Annotated in this window: 17 protein-coding genes; 7 read left to right on the top strand and 10 right to left on the bottom strand. The window is 57.7% G+C overall.

All coding sequences use genetic code 11. The annotated features are described in order from the left end of the window. Positions 1–385: 385 nt before the first annotated feature. The 4 genes from M5C71_RS02085 (at position 386) to M5C71_RS02070 (ending at position 5,183) form a co-directional block, all read left to right on the top strand. Positions 386–1,414 (top strand): class I fructose-bisphosphate aldolase, encoded by a 1,029-nt coding sequence (locus M5C71_RS02085; RefSeq protein ID WP_248767087.1) that lies wholly within the window; start codon positions 386–388, stop codon positions 1,412–1,414. After that, positions 1,411–2,013 carry a histidine phosphatase family protein gene (locus M5C71_RS02080; RefSeq protein WP_248767086.1) on the top strand — a complete coding sequence of 201 codons (603 nt, stop codon included), beginning with the start codon at positions 1,411–1,413 and terminating at the stop codon, positions 2,011–2,013. The genes M5C71_RS02085 and M5C71_RS02080 overlap by 4 nt, the downstream gene beginning before the upstream one ends. 246 nt (positions 2,014–2,259) lie before the next feature. Next, the gene (locus tag M5C71_RS02075) at positions 2,260–4,245 is read left to right on the top strand and encodes a methyl-accepting chemotaxis protein (protein WP_248767085.1); all 1,986 of its coding nucleotides are present in this window, start codon (positions 2,260–2,262) and stop codon (positions 4,243–4,245) included. A 17-nt stretch (positions 4,246–4,262) separates the two neighbouring features. After that, the gene (locus M5C71_RS02070; RefSeq protein WP_103494120.1) at positions 4,263–5,183 is read left to right on the top strand and encodes a substrate-binding domain-containing protein; all 921 of its coding nucleotides are present in this window, start codon (positions 4,263–4,265) and stop codon (positions 5,181–5,183) included. Positions 5,184–5,213: 30 nt separating this feature from the next. Here the strand turns inward: M5C71_RS02070 and M5C71_RS02065 are convergent, their stop codons facing one another. The 10 genes from M5C71_RS02065 to M5C71_RS02020 all read right to left on the bottom strand — a co-directional run bounded on the left by M5C71_RS02065 (position 5,214) and on the right by M5C71_RS02020 (position 17,285). Continuing rightward, positions 5,214–6,440: an MFS transporter gene (locus M5C71_RS02065; protein WP_248767084.1), complete on the bottom strand. Its 1,227-nt coding sequence runs from the start codon at positions 6,438–6,440 to the stop codon at positions 5,214–5,216. A gap of 336 nt (positions 6,441–6,776) precedes the next feature. Continuing rightward, a complete protein-coding gene (locus M5C71_RS02060; RefSeq protein ID WP_177098998.1) occupies positions 6,777–7,853 on the bottom strand; it encodes a DNA/RNA non-specific endonuclease in 1,077 nt (358 codons plus the stop codon). 404 nt (positions 7,854–8,257) lie between these two features. Then, the gene (locus M5C71_RS02055; protein ID WP_248767083.1) at positions 8,258–9,040 is read right to left on the bottom strand and encodes an SDR family oxidoreductase; all 783 of its coding nucleotides are present in this window, start codon (positions 9,038–9,040) and stop codon (positions 8,258–8,260) included. A 160-nt stretch (positions 9,041–9,200) separates the two neighbouring features. Then, entirely contained in the window at positions 9,201–9,455 is a 255-nt protein-coding gene (locus M5C71_RS02050; protein ID WP_248767082.1) for a hypothetical protein, read from the bottom strand. Positions 9,456–9,460: 5 nt separating this feature from the next. Further along, positions 9,461–10,207, bottom strand: a complete 747-nt coding sequence (locus M5C71_RS02045) for a substrate-binding domain-containing protein (protein WP_103494134.1) — start codon at positions 10,205–10,207, stop codon at positions 9,461–9,463. A gap of 177 nt (positions 10,208–10,384) precedes the next feature. Next, the gene (locus M5C71_RS02040; protein ID WP_103494135.1) at positions 10,385–11,170 is read right to left on the bottom strand and encodes a hypothetical protein; all 786 of its coding nucleotides are present in this window, start codon (positions 11,168–11,170) and stop codon (positions 10,385–10,387) included. 45 nt (positions 11,171–11,215) lie between these two features. Beyond that, positions 11,216–12,379 (bottom strand): MFS transporter, encoded by a 1,164-nt coding sequence (locus tag M5C71_RS02035; protein ID WP_248767081.1) that lies wholly within the window; start codon positions 12,377–12,379, stop codon positions 11,216–11,218. Next, positions 12,376–13,179 (bottom strand): hypothetical protein, encoded by an 804-nt coding sequence (locus M5C71_RS02030; protein WP_248767080.1) that lies wholly within the window; start codon positions 13,177–13,179, stop codon positions 12,376–12,378. Before M5C71_RS02030 ends, M5C71_RS02035 begins: the two co-directional genes overlap by 4 nt. Positions 13,180–13,191: 12 nt before the next feature. Beyond that, positions 13,192–14,631: a radical SAM protein gene (locus M5C71_RS02025; RefSeq protein WP_248767079.1), complete on the bottom strand. Its 1,440-nt coding sequence runs from the start codon at positions 14,629–14,631 to the stop codon at positions 13,192–13,194. Beyond that, positions 14,631–17,285, bottom strand: coding sequence for a glycosyltransferase (locus tag M5C71_RS02020; protein ID WP_248767078.1), 2,655 nt, complete (start codon positions 17,283–17,285; stop codon positions 14,631–14,633). Before M5C71_RS02020 ends, M5C71_RS02025 begins: the two co-directional genes overlap by 1 nt. A gap of 360 nt (positions 17,286–17,645) precedes the next feature. On the opposite strand from M5C71_RS02020, the gene tkt reads away from it, so the two are divergent. The 3 genes from tkt to M5C71_RS02005 all read left to right on the top strand — a co-directional run bounded on the left by tkt (position 17,646) and on the right by M5C71_RS02005 (position 20,409). Then, a complete protein-coding gene (gene tkt, locus M5C71_RS02015) occupies positions 17,646–19,727 on the top strand; it encodes a transketolase (protein WP_248767077.1) in 2,082 nt (693 codons plus the stop codon). A 3-nt stretch (positions 19,728–19,730) separates the two neighbouring features. Then, positions 19,731–19,964 (top strand): hypothetical protein, encoded by a 234-nt coding sequence (locus M5C71_RS02010; RefSeq protein ID WP_248767076.1) that lies wholly within the window; start codon positions 19,731–19,733, stop codon positions 19,962–19,964. 190 nt (positions 19,965–20,154) lie between these two features. Further along, entirely contained in the window at positions 20,155–20,409 is a 255-nt protein-coding gene (locus tag M5C71_RS02005) for a DUF2790 domain-containing protein (protein WP_103497434.1), read from the top strand. Positions 20,410–20,554 lie beyond the last annotated feature (145 nt).

Below are 20,554 nucleotides of genomic sequence, written 5' to 3'. Positions count from 1 at the left end.
ATCAAAGAGTTGAATGCGAATTAACGACGCTTTTGAGGGTGAGCAAGCTCGATTGCTCAGCGTCCTTGCGCATGCTTTCATTTCCTTATATGGATATAGCTTTATGTAAGCCGAAGTAGAGCGTGATATCAAATGGCTGTCAATGCATGGGCATAGAACAAAACGGACTTGATGTTTTTTATCCTGAGTATTAACGGGTGTCCAGGGCTGGGGCAGCTCTTTGGTGAATCTGGCGCTTCGGTCATCTTCTACACTGTGGCCAGCCGCCGGAAATCCTCATTCACGGGTGAGAAAATCATCGCACGCTCAGGCAAGGGCAATCATGACCCCCATGGTCGTGGACGATCGGGGAGCCGCTGATTCCATTATTGACAAGGAGTTGAACATGAATGCGCAAGCACTGATAGACACCACCAGAAGGCTGGTCGCCGACCACAAAGGGTTGCTGGCCATGGACGAAAGCACTCCGACGTGCAACCGCCGTTTTGCCCCATTGGGCATCCCCCAGACCGAGGAGGCCCGGCGGCTCTATCGGGAGCTTATCGTGACAACGCCGGGGCTGGGCGACTACATCAATGGTGCGATTCTCTACGATGAAACCATTCGCCAGCACACAAAAGACGGCTTCTCATTCAGTGACGCCCTGGGCGCCGCGGGTGTTATTCCAGGCATCAAAGTGGACATCGGTGCAACGGATCTGGCCGCTCATCCAGGAGAAAAAATCACCGAGGGCCTGGACGGGCTGCGCAACCGGCTCAAGGAATACTTTCAAATGGGCGCCCGGTTTGCCAAGTGGCGTGCGGTCATCACCGTGGGGAGCGGCATTCCCAGCAGCGGTTGCATCGAGGCCAACGCCCAGGCGCTGGCCCGTTATGCCGCGTTGTGCCAGGAGGAGGGGCTGGTGCCCATCGTCGAGCCGGAAGTGCTGATGGACGGTGAACATACCCTGCAACGGTGCGCCGAAGTAACGGAGGAGGTTCTGCGCATTGTTTTCAAACAGCTGCACGCCCAACGGGTGCTGCTCGAGGGGATGATCTTGAAACCGAATATGGTGCTTCCCGGCTTGGGATGCACCACGCCGACAACGCTGGCCGCAGTGGCCGATGCAACCGTGAGCTGTCTGCGGCGAACCGTTCCCGCCGCTGTCCAGGGCGTTACATTCTTGTCAGGAGGACAATCGGCAGAGCTGGCCTCGGCCCGGTTGAATGCCATGAATCTGGCGTTCAAGTCACGGCTGCCCTGGGCTTTGGCGTTTTCCTTCGCTCGTGCCGTTCAGCAGCCGGCTTTGGAGATCTGGCGCGGTGAGGAGGCGAATGTGGTGGCCGCTCAACAGGCGCTGTTACACAGACTCAGATGTAACCATGCGGCATGCCGGGGTGAATATGACGCTGCTCAGGAAAGTCCGGCCGTATGAAAGATCCCGTACACATTTATCTGATGAGACACGGCGAAACCGAATGGGCACTTTCCCGCCAGCATACCGGTCGCACGGATATCCCGTTGACGGCGCATGGTGAGGAGGAGGCGAGGACTCTTGCAGCGCAGCTGCGGGATATCCCCTTCAGCCATGTCCTGACCAGCCCGCTGAAGCGCGCGCAACAAACCTGCGCATTGGCGGGGCTGGGAGCATCTGCCGTCATCGTCCCGGACTTGGTGGAGTGGGACTACGGCGACTACGAAGGGAAGCGCTCGGTCGATATTCTCAAGCAGCGACCGGGCTGGAATCTTTTTCGCGACGGCTGTCCGCACGGCGACAGCCCAGAGCAAATTGCCAGTCGTGCTGACCGGATCATTGCTCAACTGAAGGCGTTGGACGGCAATATTGCGCTGTTCTCCCATGGTCAGTTTTCTTCGGTCCTGGCCATGCGATGGGTGGGGTTGCCGGTGGTTTCAGCACAGCATTTTCCACTGGATACGGCATCACTGAGCATTCTCACCTACGACGCCCACCACCCCGAGGTGGCGGTCATCGCGCGATGGAATGCGTTATCGGCACAGGGTGGAAACGGCTAAAAGAGCTTATTCAAAAAGTGCGATTACGCGCTTTTTTCAAAAGAAACTTCAGGTGTCTTAGCGTATGGCTATTCTCAGTCGTTAATGATGCGCGTCATTCATCGCGATCAGCGACCGTTGCCAACAGGCGGAGCCTAAAGTTGGTCATTGCCACGCCGATAATATTCCAGGCTACCAAGAAACCGCCAAGATTGGTGCTCTGTGCAACGCACGCTTGAGTCCGTATAAAAATAAAAGAGGATAGCCATGACCATTCTTCAGCGAGTGATTGGCGGCTTTGCCGTGTTGTTGGTGGTGTTGCTCACCATGGTCGGCATCAGCTATCAAAGCACCCACTCGATCAGCGAACGCTTGACGATCATTACCGGCCAATCTGCACCGTTGAGCCGGGCGGCCAGCGAGCTTTACGTTCATATCCTCAGGGCCAACCAGGCGCTGCTGGCTGTTCTTATCAGCAATGACCCCAAGCAGATCGATGACGGTAAGCAGCCATTCAACGACAGCCTGGTGCGTTTTACTCAATTGCTCGAGAGTATTCCGACCTATATCGGCGATCACCCGCAGCTACGCGACAGCCTGACTCAACAACGCCAACTCAGTGCGGCTTATGTCGAACAGGCCCAGAGCCTGATGGAGACCCATCGCCAGTATGTGGCGCAAGTTGCCCTGACCCACGAGTTGCAAGGTTACAGCAGCAGCCAGGGAGTCCAGTTGACCAGCTATCTGCGCGATTATATCGCCCGTGAGCGCAGTGCCGGTGCCGATGAGCACCTGGCCGCAGCGGAGAAGTTGCTGCTGGAAGTCAATAAGTCCTACGACAGTCTGGCCGCCCACGCCGCCAAGCCGGATATCGTGACCTTGCAGCGCCTGCTTAACCTGCAGGACGAGGTGATTAACTCGCGGGTCCAGGCATTTTTGGTGGTTGACCCCAGGGTAGGGCGCATCGTCGCGGCCATGGTCAACCGTTTGCTCAACGACCTGACCGGCAGTGATGGGCTGTACCGTGCCTTTCAGCAGGAAGCCAGCCTGGCCGACCATGTTCGCGAACAACGCCAGGCGACGGAAACCCGCCTGCAGGCCACGCTGGACAAGATCGGCGAATTCGGTAGCCAGTCTCTTGACGTGGCCAGCGCGGCGAAGAGCGATGCCGACGCCACCATCAGCAACAGCCTCAGCCTGCTGTTGATCGTCTGTGTGCTGGCGGTGTTGGCCGCCTTGGTGATCGGTACGTGGGTGGCCTTCAGCCTGCGTCGGCCGTTGGCGGCCTTTCGCGAGGTGTTGAAGCAGCTTACCCGGGGTGACATGCGGGTGCGCTTCGATGTCAGTCGCAAAGATGAATTCGGTGAACTCGGCGGCTACCTCAACGAACTGACCCAGTCCTTGCAGACCACCTTCCGTGAGCTGATCGGCTCCGCCGATACCTTGGCCCAGTCCGCGAGCGATAACGCGGTGGTCAGCGAGCAGACCACACGGGTAGTGGATGAACAGAAAGATCGCCTGCATTCCGCTGCTTCGGCGATGACTGAGATGGAGAGTACCGTCGAAGAAGTCGCGCGGCGGGCGCAGGACACCCGTAGCGCGGTGGACGACACCAGCGAGCTGACCCACAAGGTGCAACAGCGAGTAGCCGAGACCATCGTCAATATCCGCCAGCAGGCCGAGCAGGTGAACAAGGCCTCGGCGGTCACCGACGAACTGCAGAAATATGGCCAGAACATCGACAGTATCGTCGATGCGATTCGCACCATTGCCGAACAGACCAACCTGTTGGCGCTCAACGCCGCCATTGAAGCGGCCCGTGCCGGCGAGCAAGGCAGGGGCTTTGCGGTGGTGGCTGATGAAGTGCGTTCACTGGCCAGCCGCACCCAGGCGTCGACCAGCGAAATCCAGGAAATGATCGGCCAGATGCAGGGCAAGATTCATTCCGCCGTGCAAGTGATGAACGAAAGCCAGGTGCAATCCAACAACTGCGTGACCTTGGCCTCTGGCGCCGATGAGCTGCTGGTGGCGATGGGGGAGGCGGTGGGCACCATCCGTGACATGAACATCCAGATCGCTGCCGCCACCGAGGAACAGAGTGCCACGGTGCAGGAAACCAGCCGCATGGTCACCCAGATCAACGACTCCGCCCAACAGGCCGCCGAGGGGGCCGAGCGTACGGCCAGCAGCAGCCAGGGCCTGTCGGACATGGCCAAGGTGCAGCGTGAGCTGCTCCATCATTTCAGCGTATGACGCCGGGGAGACCGAACATGAAACAGTGGTTGACGCTTGCCTTGGGTATCAGTTGCCTTACTGCCGGTTTGGCCCAGGCCGCTACGCCGCTGTTGGGCGTGGCCATGGCCAAATACGACGACAACTTCCAGACCATCCTGCGCAATGGCGTGCAGAAGCATGCCGCCGTGCTGGATACCGATATCTTCATGGAAGATGGTCATGACAGCGCCGAGTTGCAGATGCGCCAGTTTCGTAACCTGGTCAATTCCAAGGTAGACGCCATCGTGGTCGCGATGGTCAATGCCAAGAGCGCCCCTGAAATGCTGCGTTTGGCCACTGCGGCGAAAATCCCGCTGGTGTTCGTCAACCGCAACCCGGCCCCCGACAAATGGCCGGGGCAGACGGCGTTCGTCGGATCTGATGAGCTGGAGTCGGGCACACTGCAAATGGAAGAGCTGGCCCGCCGCGCCAACTACAAGGGCAATGTGGTGATCCTGGTGGGGGACCCAAACAACAAGTCCTCGTTGATGCGCACCGAAGATGTGGAAAAGGTCGTCGCCAAATACCCGAACATGAAAGTGGTGCAGAAGAAGGTCGGTAACTGGGAGCGTAGCCAGGCGGCTGCCATTGTTATCGATTGGGTCAAGGCGGGCGTGGACTTCTCGATCATCGCGGCCAATAACGATGAGATGGCTATTGGCGCGATCATGGGGCTGGAAAAGGCCGGTAAAAACGCCAAGGACTATTGGGTCGGTGGCATTGATGGGACGCCTGACGGTTTGAAGCTGATGGCCGACGGCAAGATGGCCGTGAGTGTGTTCCAGGACGCCATCGGCCAGGCGAATGGCGCGGTGGAGGTTGCATTGCGCCTGGCCCGGGGGGAGAGTCTGGATTCACCGTTGATCTGGGTGCCGTTCAAGCTGATTACTCCGGAGAATCGGCAGGAGTTTGAATGAACCAGGTGCACACTTGACCAGCCTTCTTGGTTAGCTGGGTTGGGCCGCCAGGCTATTACTGACGTTACTCCCCAGCACAAGCACCGTAACAAAACCGCAGCCCACCAGGGCCGTCGCCAGGCTCAACAGCACCGAACTGCCCAGTTGGTCGACGATCTGCCCGCCAAAGAATGAGCCCAGGGCAATAATCACCTGGAACAAAGCGACGAAGAGCGGCATGCCGCGCTCCACATCCTTGGGTGCTACGACAAACATCCAGATGCTGGCGCAGGCCGGGAAGGCGCCGAAGGCGAAGCCCCAGAGCGCTATGAGCATCGCTGCGCCGGTCATGCCCGTGGCGAAGTAGGGAAACAGGGCGGTGCTGGTGCCGATCATCAGGGCGACCAGCAACAGGGTGTGACGGACACTGCGGTTGGCGGCGAAACCAGCGAAAATATTACCCATTACCCCGGCCACGCCATAGAGCAGCAGCAATGAGCCAATAGTCGGCCCGTCGAAGCCTGCGCTGTGTTTGAAGAAGGGGGCGACATAGGTGTAAGCGGCAAAGTGCGCCAGGCCAATCAGCAGTACAGCGATCAAGCCAACCCGAGATTGTGGATTGATGAACAAGGCCGGCAGGTCGCTGATGCGAATGGCCTTTTCCGGGGTGAGCCGCGGTAGCAGGGATATCTGCGCCAGTAGCACCGGTACGCCCAACAGCGCGGTGACCAGGAAGGTCATGCGCCAGCCCATCAGGCCACTCAGCCAGGTGCCTACGGGCACACCCAGTACGGTGGCCAATGTCACACCGACCATGATGATCGAGGTGGCCTGGGCTACGCCGACTCCCTTGGGGGCCAGGCGGCCGCTGAGGGCAATGGCAGTGGCCCAGAAACCGCCGATACTGATGCCCAGGAGCACGCGGCCGAACAGCAGCAGACTGAAGTCGCTGGCGTAGGCCACGACCGAGTTGGCAATGATCATTATCAGCGTCAGGCCGATCAGCAGATAGCGACGGTCCATGGCACCAATGCCGACAGACAGCAATGGCGCGGCGAGGGCGGCCATGATGCCGGGCAAGGTAACCATCAGCCCGGCGTGGCCGGCACTGATGCCCAGGTCACTGGCGACGTCGTTGAGTACGCCCACCGGGAGAAACTCACTGGTCACCAAGGCGAAGGCACCCACGGCGACCGAGAGAATCGCCAGCCATTGCTGCTTGACACTCTGTTGATTATGTTCGGGAAGACCTCGAGGGGCCTGGCTTGCGCTTGGCATGGTGTTGGGTTCCGGGGGGAATTCGCCTGAAGCCAGGCGGAAGGGAGAAATTGGAGGCGATTATATGAATCGGTTCTGGCAACCCAATAGGCGGGGGCTTCGATAGTAATCATCAGTGCAATCGATGAGAGGCTCCAAGCAGAGCGTCCGCGGGTTCGATTTGAGGAGGCGACAGAAATTTAAGGCGCAATGTCTGAAGCTGACACCAGGTGGGACCTTATGAATATATCGTATTTAACAAGTGGGCGATGTCAGATGTTCATAAGTAGCTCACAGGCCCGAGAGGAGGGCAGACACTGATGCTTGCCTGCAGCTATCGAGTCTTCGAAATCAAGTTCAGTAAGGCTTATATCTTTTGACTCTGCCGGTACCGCGAACAATGCTGCTCAAAGCATTGCTGTCTGCGAACGCCAATCGTGCGCGCTTGTCGCTGTTGTGCTTGGCGCTGATCAACATGGCATTGCTGTAAACGGCCGCTCCGCTGGCAGACTTGGCAATAATGTGATCGACCTGAGGTGTGAGATCATGACCACCTTCGACCAGTAGACCAACCCGCTGGCCTGGAATGCGGTACTTGTCGGTGTACACAGGGTCAACGATGTCGTCGCTTATAAGATACCCATCGTTGAGAACGCGGTTGACTGCGCGGATAGTTTCGATCTGTGTGCTTGAGAACTCGGCTGCCTGCGACAGTATTACGCGGTCATTCCAATGCGCAAGCTGCTTGGGGTCATCCTTGACGGACTTCCACTCGGCATAATCGAGGAACGCGTAAGGCCTTGCCGCGGCAGGAAAAACGGGGAGCCGTCGGTAAGAGGGAAACCCTACAGTATTCAACTGGTCCTGGATGTTCCAGCCTGCGTTTGTCATTTCGTCGATGAGTGCGAGGTATTCGGCCTTCTTCGTCGGGTCGGCACCGCCGATGATAGGCGCTGGCTTTGGATGCAGAATAGGCCACGTGCGTGTGCGATTGACGTGCAGGCCGGCCAGGACTTTCGTGATAATCGTGAACCGCGTGGGCACACGCTGTTCTTCGGAAATTTCGGTAGCGTAATCGCAGGTGATGGCCACTTCGCAATTACCTCCAGCGGCATCCACCCAGCTCTCAAGCTCACGCTCGAATTGGCGCCATATACCTCCCGAGTTGAATGAGCCATACATCGGAACCAGGTTGCTCGAGGACTCGGGCCCACCAAACTCCAGAGCAATGAGGTGTCCTCGGTGGCAGTCTTCGTGCCGGGTGTCAGCCACTCCACCTTCATACATCGAAAGAGGCAGGACCGTGTTGTTTCGTGGAGTTGGCGTGTGAGGCTTCACCCCCGGTGACATCTCGGCAACGAGCCGTTTCACACGCTGGCGGGCTCCACCCTTGAAATTTTCAGGAGGATTGCTGAGGAACTGTACGAAGCGCATGGTCCTTCCTTGGAATGAGTGGATGGCCAAACAAACTGGGGAAATCGTACAGGGAGTGTGAACAGCGAAGCAAGGTGTGTGGCGCAGGTGCGCCGCAGCAGTAACACTCGAAACATATTACTCAATTTAACATAATATACATTATGCGAAGTTATGGATTGAGACCTACGGGCCCTGGCCTGCATAAATCGACGTAACCTCAGGCACCTAAGCCAAGCCACTACGCCGACATGACTGCTTGCGACGGTTCCGCGCTCTGAACCGAGCCGCTTCACCGCCACAGGCAAAAACTCCACAGCAACATCGAGCGACGGTGTCAGCAAGCTGACAAGCAAGCGTTCGCCCGATGCTCCTCACAGAAAACGATAAACGCCAAGGACACCCGTGGCGCGGTGCCAGGCGTATCAGTCCTCCCCGAACATCGCGAGAAAGTTTGGCTGGCCGTTAGATGCGGCCAAACCGCCGTCGACCGGTATGATTACCCCGTTGACGAAGCTGGCGTCATCACTGGCCAGAAACGCAATGACAGCCGCGACCTCTTCCGGTAATGCCTGTCGACCGGCCGGCAGACGGGCGCGAAACGCCGACATGATGGCCTCGTTCTTCTCGATCTCTGCCGTCGCATCGGTGCTGGTGAGGCTGGGAGCGACGGCGTTTACCCGGACGTTCCTAGCGGCGTACTCCAGGGCAAGCGACCGGGTCAGATTGCTGACCGCCCCCTTCGCTGCGTTGTACCCGCTTCCTCCCCAGTCACCACCCAGGCCGGAGGCTGACGATACATTGACGATTGAGCCCTTGGTGGCGAGCAAGTGAGGCAACGCCTCCCGGCAGCCAAAATAGACTCCGTCCAGGTCAGTGGCGATCTGTCGCCGCCAGTCCTCTGTGGAAAGCTGGGCGAATGGGCCAAAGATGGCGAAGCCGGCGTTGTTGACCAGTACGTCCAGCCGGCCGAACTTTGCGACGGTGTCGGCTATGAGCCACTTGACGTACGTCTCGTCCGAGATGTCGCCAGGATGGAGCATCACCTTGGTCGGATCGGCTCCTTCCACTGTTTTGGCGAGCTTGTGTTCGCGGCGGCCGTTAAGCACCACCGATGCGCCCTCGGACAAGAACCGGCGGGCCGTAGCGGCCCCAATGCCTGTCCCGGCCCCTGTCACGACTACAACTTTGCCTGCGAAACGATTCATGTTGTTTTCCTCCGCGTATGGTTGATGAACACGGGAGTTGACGTTACGGCGGCCAGGCCAAAAAACTTCGTCCTGGCACTGGTACCACCCGTGAGGAGCGTTTCGAGCCACATGGATTAAAGCTCAGAAGCGTTCGAGCATCTCAGCAATTGCTGTACGATCAGCAGCGGCCCTCAAAAAACGCCAAGGACAGAAAATGCGCGCTGAACGTGATGATGACGAACCAAGGGTGACCAGAAAGACTCCGGAACGCCGCCTGGCCTACGAAATCGCGATTGGGATCATTTGGGGTGGTTTGGGACTGGCTGCGATACAAACAGTGCTTGCGTTGATTGCCTGGCAGATCTACATCCACGACGTGAAAGTCGCGTTCGGGATCCCGGGTCACTAGACCTTGCACAATCAACAAGGGCATGGCGCTCATTCCATCCCTTTGGCCTGCAATAAACTCACGGCTTTTTCTTCACCCAACGCCTTGATCAACTCGAGCGAGTCCTTTGCATGCCGAGAACCTTTCGCCATTGCTGCCGTGTAGGTCGTATAGCTCTGGATTTCGGCCGGGAGCGCTCCAACAAACTGGATGCCGGGTACAGCCAATAATTCGCTGATTTGATGAATGGCAACGCTTGCCTCACCGTCGACGAGCTTCGTACCCACCAGCCCACCATTCACCATGACAGCCTTTCTGGCAACCTCTTCAGAAACGCCCAGCTTATCGAATAACCCAGTCAGGTAGATCCCCGATGAGCCTCCAGACTTGGGGTCGATATAAGCAATTTTTGCCTCAGAATGCAGCATGGACTTGAAGTCGTTGACCGTGGAAATCACTGGCTTCGGAGTGTTCAACGGGACGGCCACACCGATACCGACCTTCGCGACGTTCTTCGCAGTATCCTTGTCCAAACTCCCGGCGGCTTCGAACTTGCTGACCAGCGAATCCGTAAGAATCGCCACATCAAAACGTTCCCCTGACTCAATCCTTTTGTTCAGCTCCCCGGCAGTACCGTTAGAAATATTCAGGGTAATATGCTTCGAAGCCTCAAGCTCCGGCGCGATGGCCAATAACACCGGTTTGAATGCTCCCGTGGTCAACACCTTGATTTCAGCGGCTTGCGCACCGTTGAAGGCTGTCAGCAATAAAACAGCGACTGCAAGTTTTGACTTCATAACCCCACCTGAATATCACGCTAGAACCCCGGGGACATCGCCCTCGGCTGAGACAACACTGGGGCCGGATGAGACTAGCCCTGGGGCAAGCGCATTTCAACCAATCCCCTACGCTTGATCAGCCGCCAGAAAAACACACACAGCCTGATGGAATAAACCTCTTCGCCAAGCGTCCTTTCAGCCACTGTTGCCGGCTATGGTGATGTAGTCGGTATAGAGCTGCGGCGCGCCAGAAAAAGACGCCAGTTCACGCCACTCGTCGTACATACGCTCGCTCTCCTGATGCTCGCGTACGAACGTCAGGGCCTTGTCCGTCGAAACATCCAGCTCAGGGTGGAAGGCGTTCAGGGACTCCAGGCTTTCGATTTCCAGCATGACCGCGTATTGGTCGAGGCGACTGCCGCCCTGCCCTTTGAGCATGTGAAATTTCCAGCCCGGGTAGTCTTCCACCCGGTGAATATTGCCGGTGATGAAATCCTCGAAGGTCTCCGGCGCCACGCCGGAACGCAGGGCCAGGTTGTGAATCCCCACCACGCGGGCCAGCGCTTTGGCCTGATAGTTAGGGCCTTCCGGCAGTGAGCTGTTGGTGTTCTCAGCCACTGTTGAATAGTAGGAGAAGATGGTCGGTAGCTCGGCGAAGGTTGAGAAGGTTTTCCACTCGGCAATCAGAGCCTGTGCCTGCGAATGTTCCCGCCAGAAACCCCGCGCACGGATGGTCTGATCGCCGTTGCGATCAATATACTGGGCGTACTGTTCCGCGCTGGGTGCCTCCTGCAGCATCAGATACTGATTTTCCCTTTCACCGCGCAACCCTTTCAATAATGTCCAGTGCCAGCCCGGATAAGCCGGGATCCCGACACCGCGTTCGCGCACGAAATTTTCGAAATGCTCAGCCGTAACGCCCTTTTTCAAATTGAGGCCAATGTAATGCAGGCTGAACACCGGACCGGATAATTGACTCATAAAGACTCCATGGATTGACAACGTCAGGACAGACCTGTCATAGCCTCAACGCGCAATGCGTCGGGCACTGGAACAGACCAGCAGCATGATCACCACTCCCGCACTGAAAGCCGTGGTCAGGCTGGAATGGTGGGCAACAAATCCGATAAGCGCCGGGCCGCTCAACAACCCCGTGTAACCGATAAGGGTCACGGCCGAAAGCGCGAAGCTCGACGGGACATCCGGCTGGTTGCCGGCGGTGGTGAACAGAATCGGGATGATATTGGACAGGCCGATGCCTGCCAGGATGAACCCGGCGAGGGCCACACCAGGGAGATCGACCGAGACGATCAGCAGCAGCCCGACTGCGGCACATGAACCGCCCAGCATCAGCATGCGTTGCCGGCCGAACGCGTTGACCAGGCTATCGCCGTACAACCTGCCCAGCGCGACGGCGATGGCATAAAGGGTGTAGCCAAAACCGGCATGGCTTTTTTCCATGCCGCGCTCCGTATGAAGGAACACAGCCGACCAGTCCAGCATCGCGCCCTCAATCAGGAAGATGAAAAAGCACAACACGGCAATAAACAGAATCCCCGGGTGAGAGAGCGCCTGAAACGTACCGCCAGACTCACCGCTTTCCTGCGGCCGCTTGGCGAGCAGATGACCGGAAGCCGTCATCACCACAAGCGCAATCAGCAGCACGATCAGGAAAATGGCCTGCAGAGGCATCAGCCCCGCCCACAGCAGCAGGCTGACGCCCCCTGCCCCGGCGACACAGCCAATGCTGTAGAAGCCGTGAAACCCGGACATCCTCGCCTGTCCGCTGTCACGTTCGACAATCACCGCCTGGGCATTCATCGACACATCCAGCAGGCCGTTCACCGCGCCAAAAACCAGCAATGCGCCGCCAATCTCCACGGCAGAGGTGGCGTGCATCATGAACGGCAGGATCAAACAGAAGACCGCTGCGCAGGCAAGGATCAGCGTCCGACAGCCGAGCCTGGCGATGGCGCGCCCGGTAAAGGGCATTACCAGCATGGAGCCCGCCGCAATACAAAACAGCAGCAGGCCCAGCGTGCCGTCATCAATATCGAGCCGGGCTTTGACAAATGGAATCAACGGCGCCCAGGACGCCATGCCCAGCCCGGCAATAAAGAAGATGCCCCGTGTGGCGTTCTGCTGACGAAGATTCGAGCCGCTCTGCAAGAGGGATACATTTGTACTCACAGGCTTTGCGCCACTGACAGATAGTCGGTATAGATCTGCGGCGAGCCGGAAAACGAGGCCAGTTGCTTCCACTCTTCGTACATCTGCTTGGTGTCCCGGTGTGCCCGGGCAAATTTCGCCGCTTCATCGGTGGCGATATCCGGCTGCGGATAAAACACATCAAGCGCCTTCAGGCTCGCGATCTCCATCAGCACCACGTACTGGTCCAGACGGTTGCCCCGCTCGCCTTTGAGCAAGCGGAATTTCCAGTCCGGATAGTCCTCGATGCGGTGGTGGTTTTGCGCAATAAAGGTCTCGAAGGTCTGCGCCTGGACATCGGGGCGCAACGCGAGATTGTGGATACCGATAACCCGCGCGACAGGCTCCTCCCCTGCCCGCTCCTGGTAACGCGGGCCATGGGGCACGGTGCTTTTGCTGTTTTCCGCCAGCAGCCGATAATCGGTGTAAAGGGTGGGTAGCTCGCTGAAGGTAGCGTAACGCTTCCACTCCCCGAGAATATCCAGCGCTTCGGGATGTTCACGCCAGAACTGGTGGGCCAGTTCTGTTTTATTACCATCCGCGGCCATATAACAATCGCGCTGCGCGGCGCTGTCGATCTCAAACAGCATCAGGTATTGCCCTGCCCGTTCGCCCCGCAACCCGCGTAACAAGGTCCAGCTCCAGCCCGGATAGCTGGGAATATGTACGCCCTTGTGGCGAACAAAGTGCTCAAACTGTTCTGGCGTCACGCCGGCTTCAGTGTCGATAGCAATGTAGTAGAGGCTGAAGACCGGCACGGATGAGCTTTTTTGCTGTTCCATCGGATACCTCCCTCAGGCTTGCGGCGTCACGAACTGGGTGTTGATAACGGCTTCGACCAGCGTTACGCCGTTGGGCGTCAGGCTGACCAGATCGCCATCGACACTGACGAGAGCCTTGTCGACCAGGGTTTTGAGCGTGCCGCCGATAATCGGATTGTCGTAAAAGCTTCTGCCTTCAAAACGCTGTTTGAAGACCTGGTCATTCACTGGAATCAGCGTGGAAAGTGCCATTTTGAAAGCATTCACTTCGCGCTGGAGCGGTGAGAACCCCCGGCTTTCATCAATCGGCAGGCGGCCTTCATCAAGTGCCTGCTTGTACTTGTTGTAGCCGGTGATATTGATGGCTTCGGAGCCCGTGCATTTCGAGCTGCCACCGAGACCGATCGCCACTTCCGGGTACTGTTTATCGAGATCGGTGATAAGCCCTTTCCACTTCTCCGGCTGCCGATGGTTCTGGTGGAAGTACATGGTCGGGTGTTCGCGATAACCGGCTGACAGGTGCTGCTCCACCAGTTCGCGCATCTGATACTGCTTGCCAAGACCCGGGAAGCTCATGTCGTTGACACTGATCTGCCCTTTTCTCTGCCAATGGCTTTCTTTCTCTCCCGACACACCGGTACGGGTTTTCATGAACTCTTCCATGTGCAGCTTGCTGATGACCACATGGGAAAGCTCAAGCTCGAGGGACTTCTCCATGTCGTATTTCACGTCATCCACGCTTTGGCCGAGCATGCCGTAGATAAGGTCGACGCTGACCCAGTCCAGGCCGATTTCACGGGCGTGATGGATGGTTTCCACGCACTCGTCAGCGGAGTGCATGCGACCGCAGGCCGAGATGATACGGTCATTGAAGGATTGGGTGCCGAAGCTGATTTTGCTGAACCCCAGCTCCTTCAACAGCGACAGGTAGGGTTTGTTCAGGGTGCCCGGTTCGCCCTCAAAGCGCAGGGTGGCGGCCGAGAAGTTGAAATGGCTCCGGTAGAACGCCATCAGACGACGCAGTTCCTGCTCAGGCAGCAGTGACGGCGTACCGCCAAAGATGTTGAATTCGCCCACTTCAGCCTGAGCCAGACCGGGGACTTTCTGGAGCCACATCGTGGCCTCTTTGATGTTGTAATCCACCAGATCCCGGAACACCTGCTGCGACGAGGCGGCCTTGGGGTTCAGGATAACCGTCGGATACTGGCAAAAATGGCAACGGTAGCGGCAGGTGGGAATATAGGCCCAGAGGTGAATCTGCCTGGCCTGCTTGATATCGCGATCCATGTCGGCAAAAAAAGAGGACAGCGGATAGTCGGGGATATCGCCAGGAAAAACATGGCAGCCGAACGGGTCGTTGAACACGTACTCCAGAAAGGCGCTGTTATCGGGACGCGAGAGAAAGTCGTAGACCCGCGGCGTTGGATAGTTCAAGTCGATATCGTTCAGTGAGCCCAGCGCTTCGCCATTCATCAAAATACCCCTCCGTTCGCAAAGTAGTTATGGGCTTCACCGGACTCGCGGTCTTCGGCGAAGTAGTAGACAAAGCGCTCGAAGTCTTCCGGTTTGACCCCATCGAAGCAGGCCGGCAATGGCGGCGGGAAACCGATGTCCTCGCCGACGGCACGGCGCAGGGCACTGAAAATCTCCTCGCGGAACTCGAAATAGAGGCGATAGGACGGGGTCTTGTAGGCGTGAATCGGTTTGAAATCGATGACCCGCGAGCCCTGTTTGATTTCATCGATACGCTGATACATACGATCGGCCACCGGCCCGCTGAAGAACTCACGTACCGCCGGGCTTTCCAGCAGAATCCGCGGGTTGAGCAGCGCCGGCAGCACAATGTTTTTGGGCACATAGTCCTTGATCGAGTAGTCCCAGGCCTGTTGCGACTGCACAGGCGTGGTGTCCCGCAGCGTTGGGGTTTGCTCTTCGACGTCGGGGCGTACGTCCTTCATGATGATGATTCCGTCCTGCCCATAGGCGTTGCCGGTAATCACCTCATCCAGAATGGTATCCACACGACGGCTGTTGATCTCGATACGGGAATCGTGGGCGTAGACCGGCTTGCCGCCCCAGGCGATCACCCGGATCCCGAAATCCCAGTCATCGGAGAGGTGTTCGACAAAGCGGCCCTTGTCCAACTGGTAGAAAATCTCGATGCCGCCCACTTTGTCGTAGAGACCCCGCTCGACGGCAAACCCCTTGCCGTCCGGAAAACCGCCGAACAGTGAAAATGACATCTCGCGGCAGCGCAGGGTCTTCTGGATCTCGTTGAGCAGGTTCGGCCGATGGCGAAAGGACGCTTCGTTGTAATAGTAATTACAGGTGCCCAGATCGCCGTTCTCCTCGAGCATTTTTTCAATCAGCGCGTGCAGCCAGTAAGGGTCCACGGTGCAGTCCGCATCGGCGGAAGCAATGTAGTGTTTATTCTTGACTCCCAGGCGGATGTCGCGCTGTTTTGAGCGCAAGGAGGCATAGTCCATGCCGCGTTTTCTGGCAGATGAAACACCTTGGGTGGTCTCCTGGATAACGTGAATATCCAAGGTCGGGTTTTCAGCCTTGAAGGCGTTGATTTTTTTTACCGAGTCATCTGTGGAGTTGTTATCCACGATGATCAGTTCATAGGTGGCGTGGGTAATCAGGCCACCCCGTGTTTTCTGATTGAATAAAGAATCCAGCACACTATCGATGCGATCACTTTCGTTATAAACCGGCAGCACAACCGAGACAAAGACAGCCTCACGCATATTTCCTCCAGAAGGACTCAAGTCCAGCATGCCAATGACGTTATTGGAGAGCACCTGCTGACCGATGGTGAAGTTTTTATGAGCCATTTCAGCCATCAGCGTCTTGTTATTCAGCAACTGATAGACATCGTCAATAAAGTCATCATCAGGCAGGCCATCCTGCTCTTCCGCGATCGACATGACCGGCGCTTCAAAACCATGCTGGCCATAGACTTCCTGATAATATTCGTAGCGGCTCGTGATATAGCAGCGCCGGCTGCTGATCGCCTCCCCCACGGGATTGCCGTAGCTGTCATACCCCCAGGAAGTGAGAAAGGAAACCAAGTCGCAGGAGTAATACAAATCCTCAATGGTCGTGGACTTTTCCTTCGTCGGCATAGAGTCATGGGGCAGTGAGCCGATGAACTTGATAAAGCCCTCGACTTGTAGCTCCCGGGCCAGTTTATTCAAGGCTTCAAAATAGCCAGGATGTTCATGGGGATCGCCGGCGACCGCGAGATACACTCTTCGGCGGCTACCGTTCCGGGCAAAAAGCGCGTTCAACCGATGGACCAGGTGGATATCCCTGTCCTGTCGTTTTTGCGGAATGATGCGGGTCGTGCGGGCAATCAGGACGTCGCTGTCGCGGATATCCAGGCTTTCCTTGATGTTCGTGCAGGTCCCCTGCCCGCTGAAATCATAGGTATTCTTCCTGACCTTGACGTCGATGGCGTGATCGCACCATTCCTCGAGTTTGTTCTTCAGGTGCTGATTGAGGGTCACATAGGTAATGTAGCGGGATTGAACCGGCTTGACGGCATGGGGATACGGCTCCGGACCGTATTTCATCACAGTCTTCTCACTGTTCCACATCAGGTCATGATCGCGCCAGATAACGAAATTCCCCAGGCCATGCTTTTGCCCATAGGCGTCGATGGCCAGGTACAAGGCTTGGGTGTAAATAATGTTTTCCGGCAACGTTCCGTTTTCAACGATCACATAACGGATATCCAGTGTTTCCCAAAACTGCACCATTCGATGAGCCAGTGCCTGTGACGACTCGCGAATGGCGATTAAAAGCCGTTCCTGCTCTTCTGGAGAAACCGCGGTCTTTTGACCGATCAAGACACTGTGCGAATACTCTATGAAATCCCGGCTGTAATGCGGGACAGTCTCTATGTCTTCGATGCGAACCAGGGTAAACACGCCCTGATAGATATTTTTCTCGTGATCATAAGGCCTGTTGAAATTGCCTTTGTCGATCTTGATGTCATAGCCCAGGTCGAGATAGGACGTAATCTCACTCTGCTCAAGGCACTTGGCCATCTTTAATGCTTCAACCGTAATGCCCGATACCGCGACAGCATCAAATGATATAAATATGGCTCCAGCATGCATGCTCATACCCCTCAAACCAATAGGAAGTCATTGATTACCACGCACTCGAAACGGCTAGCCTTGAATCATGCTTTATCCATTTTTTGTTTTATGAGAGGGTCATATGTAACCTCTCGAAATTAAAATACTCGTCTGTACGAGTCGAATCAACAACTCATACAGACGAGTTTTGGTTTTATTTATTCATGGCCCGGAAATGGGGGACAGGACGTATCCAGCTTCCAGAGTGGTGTAAATCGGCCAGACTTCCCGAATGGCCCAACGGGCTTGAAATAAATGAAACCCTTCGGCACCTGACTGATCCACTGATAAGCGACATACCAGTCCCCCACCTTCTCTTCACCTCACCGAGAGACCACCATGTCCAGCGAACTCGACCAGCAATGCATTGACACTCTGCGTTTCCTATCGGTGGATATGGTGCAAAAGGCCGACAGCGGCCATCCCGGTTTGCCCCTCGGCGCCGCGCCGATGGCCTATGTGTTGTGGACCCGCTGGCTGAGGTTCAACCCGCACAATCCGCAGTGGCCTGACCGCGATCGTTTCGTGCTCAGCGCCGGGCACGGTTCGGCGTTGCTCTACAGCCTGCTGCACCTCAGTGGCTACGCGCTGACGCTGGACGACATCAAGCAGTTCCGCCAATGGGGCAGCAAGACGCCGGGACATCCCGAGCGCGGGCACACCCCCGGCGTGGAAACCACCACCGGGCCGCTGGGCCAGGGCCTGGCCAACGCGGTCGGCATGGCGATGGCCGAGGCGCAACTGGCGGCGATCTACAACCGTCCCGGTCACACGGTCGTCGATCACCATACCTACGCGCTCGTCGGCGATGGCGACCTGATGGAGGGCGTGGCCAGCGAAGCCGCCTCACTCGCCGGCCACCTGGGGCTGAGCAAGCTCACCTGCCTCTACGATGACAACGCCGTCACCCTAGCCGCCGGCACGGCCATGACGTTCTCCGAAAATCGCGCGGCGCGCTTCGAGGCCTACGGCTGGCACACGGTGTCGGTGGAAGATGGTAACGATCTCGGCGCAATACATGCCGCCTTGCAGGCGGCGCGGGAGCAAACGACGCGGCCGTCGTTGATTCTGGTGCGCACCCATATTGGCTACGGCTCACCCGAGCAGGACAGTTTCAAGGCCCACGGCTCGCCCCTCGGCGTGGACGCCGTGCGCAAGACCAAGGAAAAGCTGGGCTGGCCCACCGAGCCGGATTTCCTGATACCCGACGCCGCCTTGGCGCACTTTCGCCAGGCCGTGGAACGCGGGGCACGCAATGAAGCGGATTGGTGTGTGCGCATGGACGCCTACACCCAGGCCTTTGCAGAACTCTCCCAGGAACTGCAGCAGCGCCTGGGCGGCGAACTGCCGTCAGGCTGGGATGCGGACATTCCCGTGTTTCCCGCCGATGCCAAGGGCCTGGCCACACGCGATGCCGGCGCCAAGGTGATGAACGCCATCGCCCCGCGGCTACCGGCACTGAGCGGGGGCTCCGCCGACCTCGATCCTTCGACAAAAACCGTGCTCAAGGGCCTCGGCGACTTCAACCCTGCGCCAATGACAGGCACCGATCAACAAGGCTCCGACGCCAGCGGCTGGAGCCAGGTCGGTCGCAACCTGCACTTCGGCGTACGCGAACATGCCATGGGCGCCATCGTCAACGGTTTGGCCGCCCATGGCGGTTTCATCGCCTACGGCGCGACCTTCCTGGTCTTCTCCGACTATATGCGCCCGCCCCTGCGCCTGGCAGCTCTGATGGGCCTGCACGTGGTGCATGTGTTCACCCACGACAGTCTGGCCCTCGGCGAGGACGGCCCGACCCATCAGCCGGTCGAACACCTGGCGAGCCTGCGCGCCATCCCGAACCTGCTGTTGATCCGCCCCGCCGACGCCAATGAAACCGCGGTGGCCTGGCAGGTCGCCATGACTACCCGTAACCGCCCTGTCCTGCTGGTCCTGACCCGGCAAGCATTGCCTACCCTGGACCGCAACCGCTATGCCGCGGCCGATGGGTTGCGGCGCGGGGCCTATGTGTTGAACGACAAGGCGAGCCGTGAGCCCGAGTTGATCCTGATCGCCAGCGGCTCGGAAGTCGCCTTGATCCTGGCGGCGGGCGAACGCCTGGAGGGTGAAGGCATCGCCGTGCGTTGTGTCTCGATGCCCAGCTGGGAGTTGTTCGAGGCCCTGCCCCAGGCCGAGCGCGACGCCGTGCTGCCGCCTTCGGTCGGCGCGCGACTGGCGGTCGAATTGGGCGTGCGTCAAGGCTGGGAGCGCTATATTGGTAGTGATGGCGACATGTTGGGGGTGGAGCGATTCGGCGCCTCGGCACCGGCCGATGTCCTGCTGCGCGAATACGGCTTTACCCTCGACAATGTCTGCGCCCGCGCCAAGGCATTGCTGGCACGGCCGTCATCAGCAGGCACAACCCCGGAAAGAGGCTAAATCGTGAACAAACAAGACACCGCCTTCTACAGTCTCCTGAATGAAATCGCCCAGGGCAAAAGTGAGATCAAGGATCCTGCCGAGGTCGACACGCTGGAACGCTTGATCAGCTTCAACTATGCGCAAGCGCTGGCCGACGTCAGCCATCCGCAACTGGTCTACAGCGGTGCTCAAATGACCCCCATGGGAAGAGCTTTCCTGGCGGAATGCAGGGCAGCAGAACATCTCGTCAGGTAAAGGCACTTCCAGCCAAATCCTACCCTCTCCTCCTTCGTCTCGATCCGAACCGGCGCTCACAGGCCCCGGTTTCGGACGAGCTTGCATTACAACTTTGTCATTGTTTTGTTCGTCGGCTGTTTGAGTGGCCTCGTTATTGTGAACCCACTGCCAGACAACAGGCAGCCCACTCAGACAGAGAGACAATGCCATGAAACTTCTTATGCTCGGATTCGCCGCCCTCCTCGCCACCGGTTCAGCCTTCGCCAGCACCACCGATAGTCCAACGGTGATTCATGACAAGACTGGTTTTTTCGTCCAGATGGACGTGGCGAAAGTCTTGTCCATGACCGACCTCTCGGATCAATGCGGCGTGATCCCGGCAAAGCTCGATTACCTGGATCATCAGGGTCGGGAGCATGTGTTGGACTATCAGGTTCAAGGGCACTGCTCGAACGAAAACTGATGGGGAGCTTTACGAAGATGGCTGACAAGGAGCGGGGGCCACACGCAGTATCAGTTGATGATCGGGCTATACTCGCGCCACCTGCTCGCGGCTTTCTGGTCCGCTTTCGTGAATCGAATACCGAAACTGAACCAAGGTAATACCC

Source organism: Pseudomonas sp. MWU12-2345 (assembly GCF_023242385.1).
GTDB lineage: Bacteria > Pseudomonadota > Gammaproteobacteria > Pseudomonadales > Pseudomonadaceae > Aquipseudomonas > Aquipseudomonas gingeri_D.
Note: the sequence above shows the minus strand (reverse complement) of the source record. Positions and strands in the feature narration are given on the sequence as shown.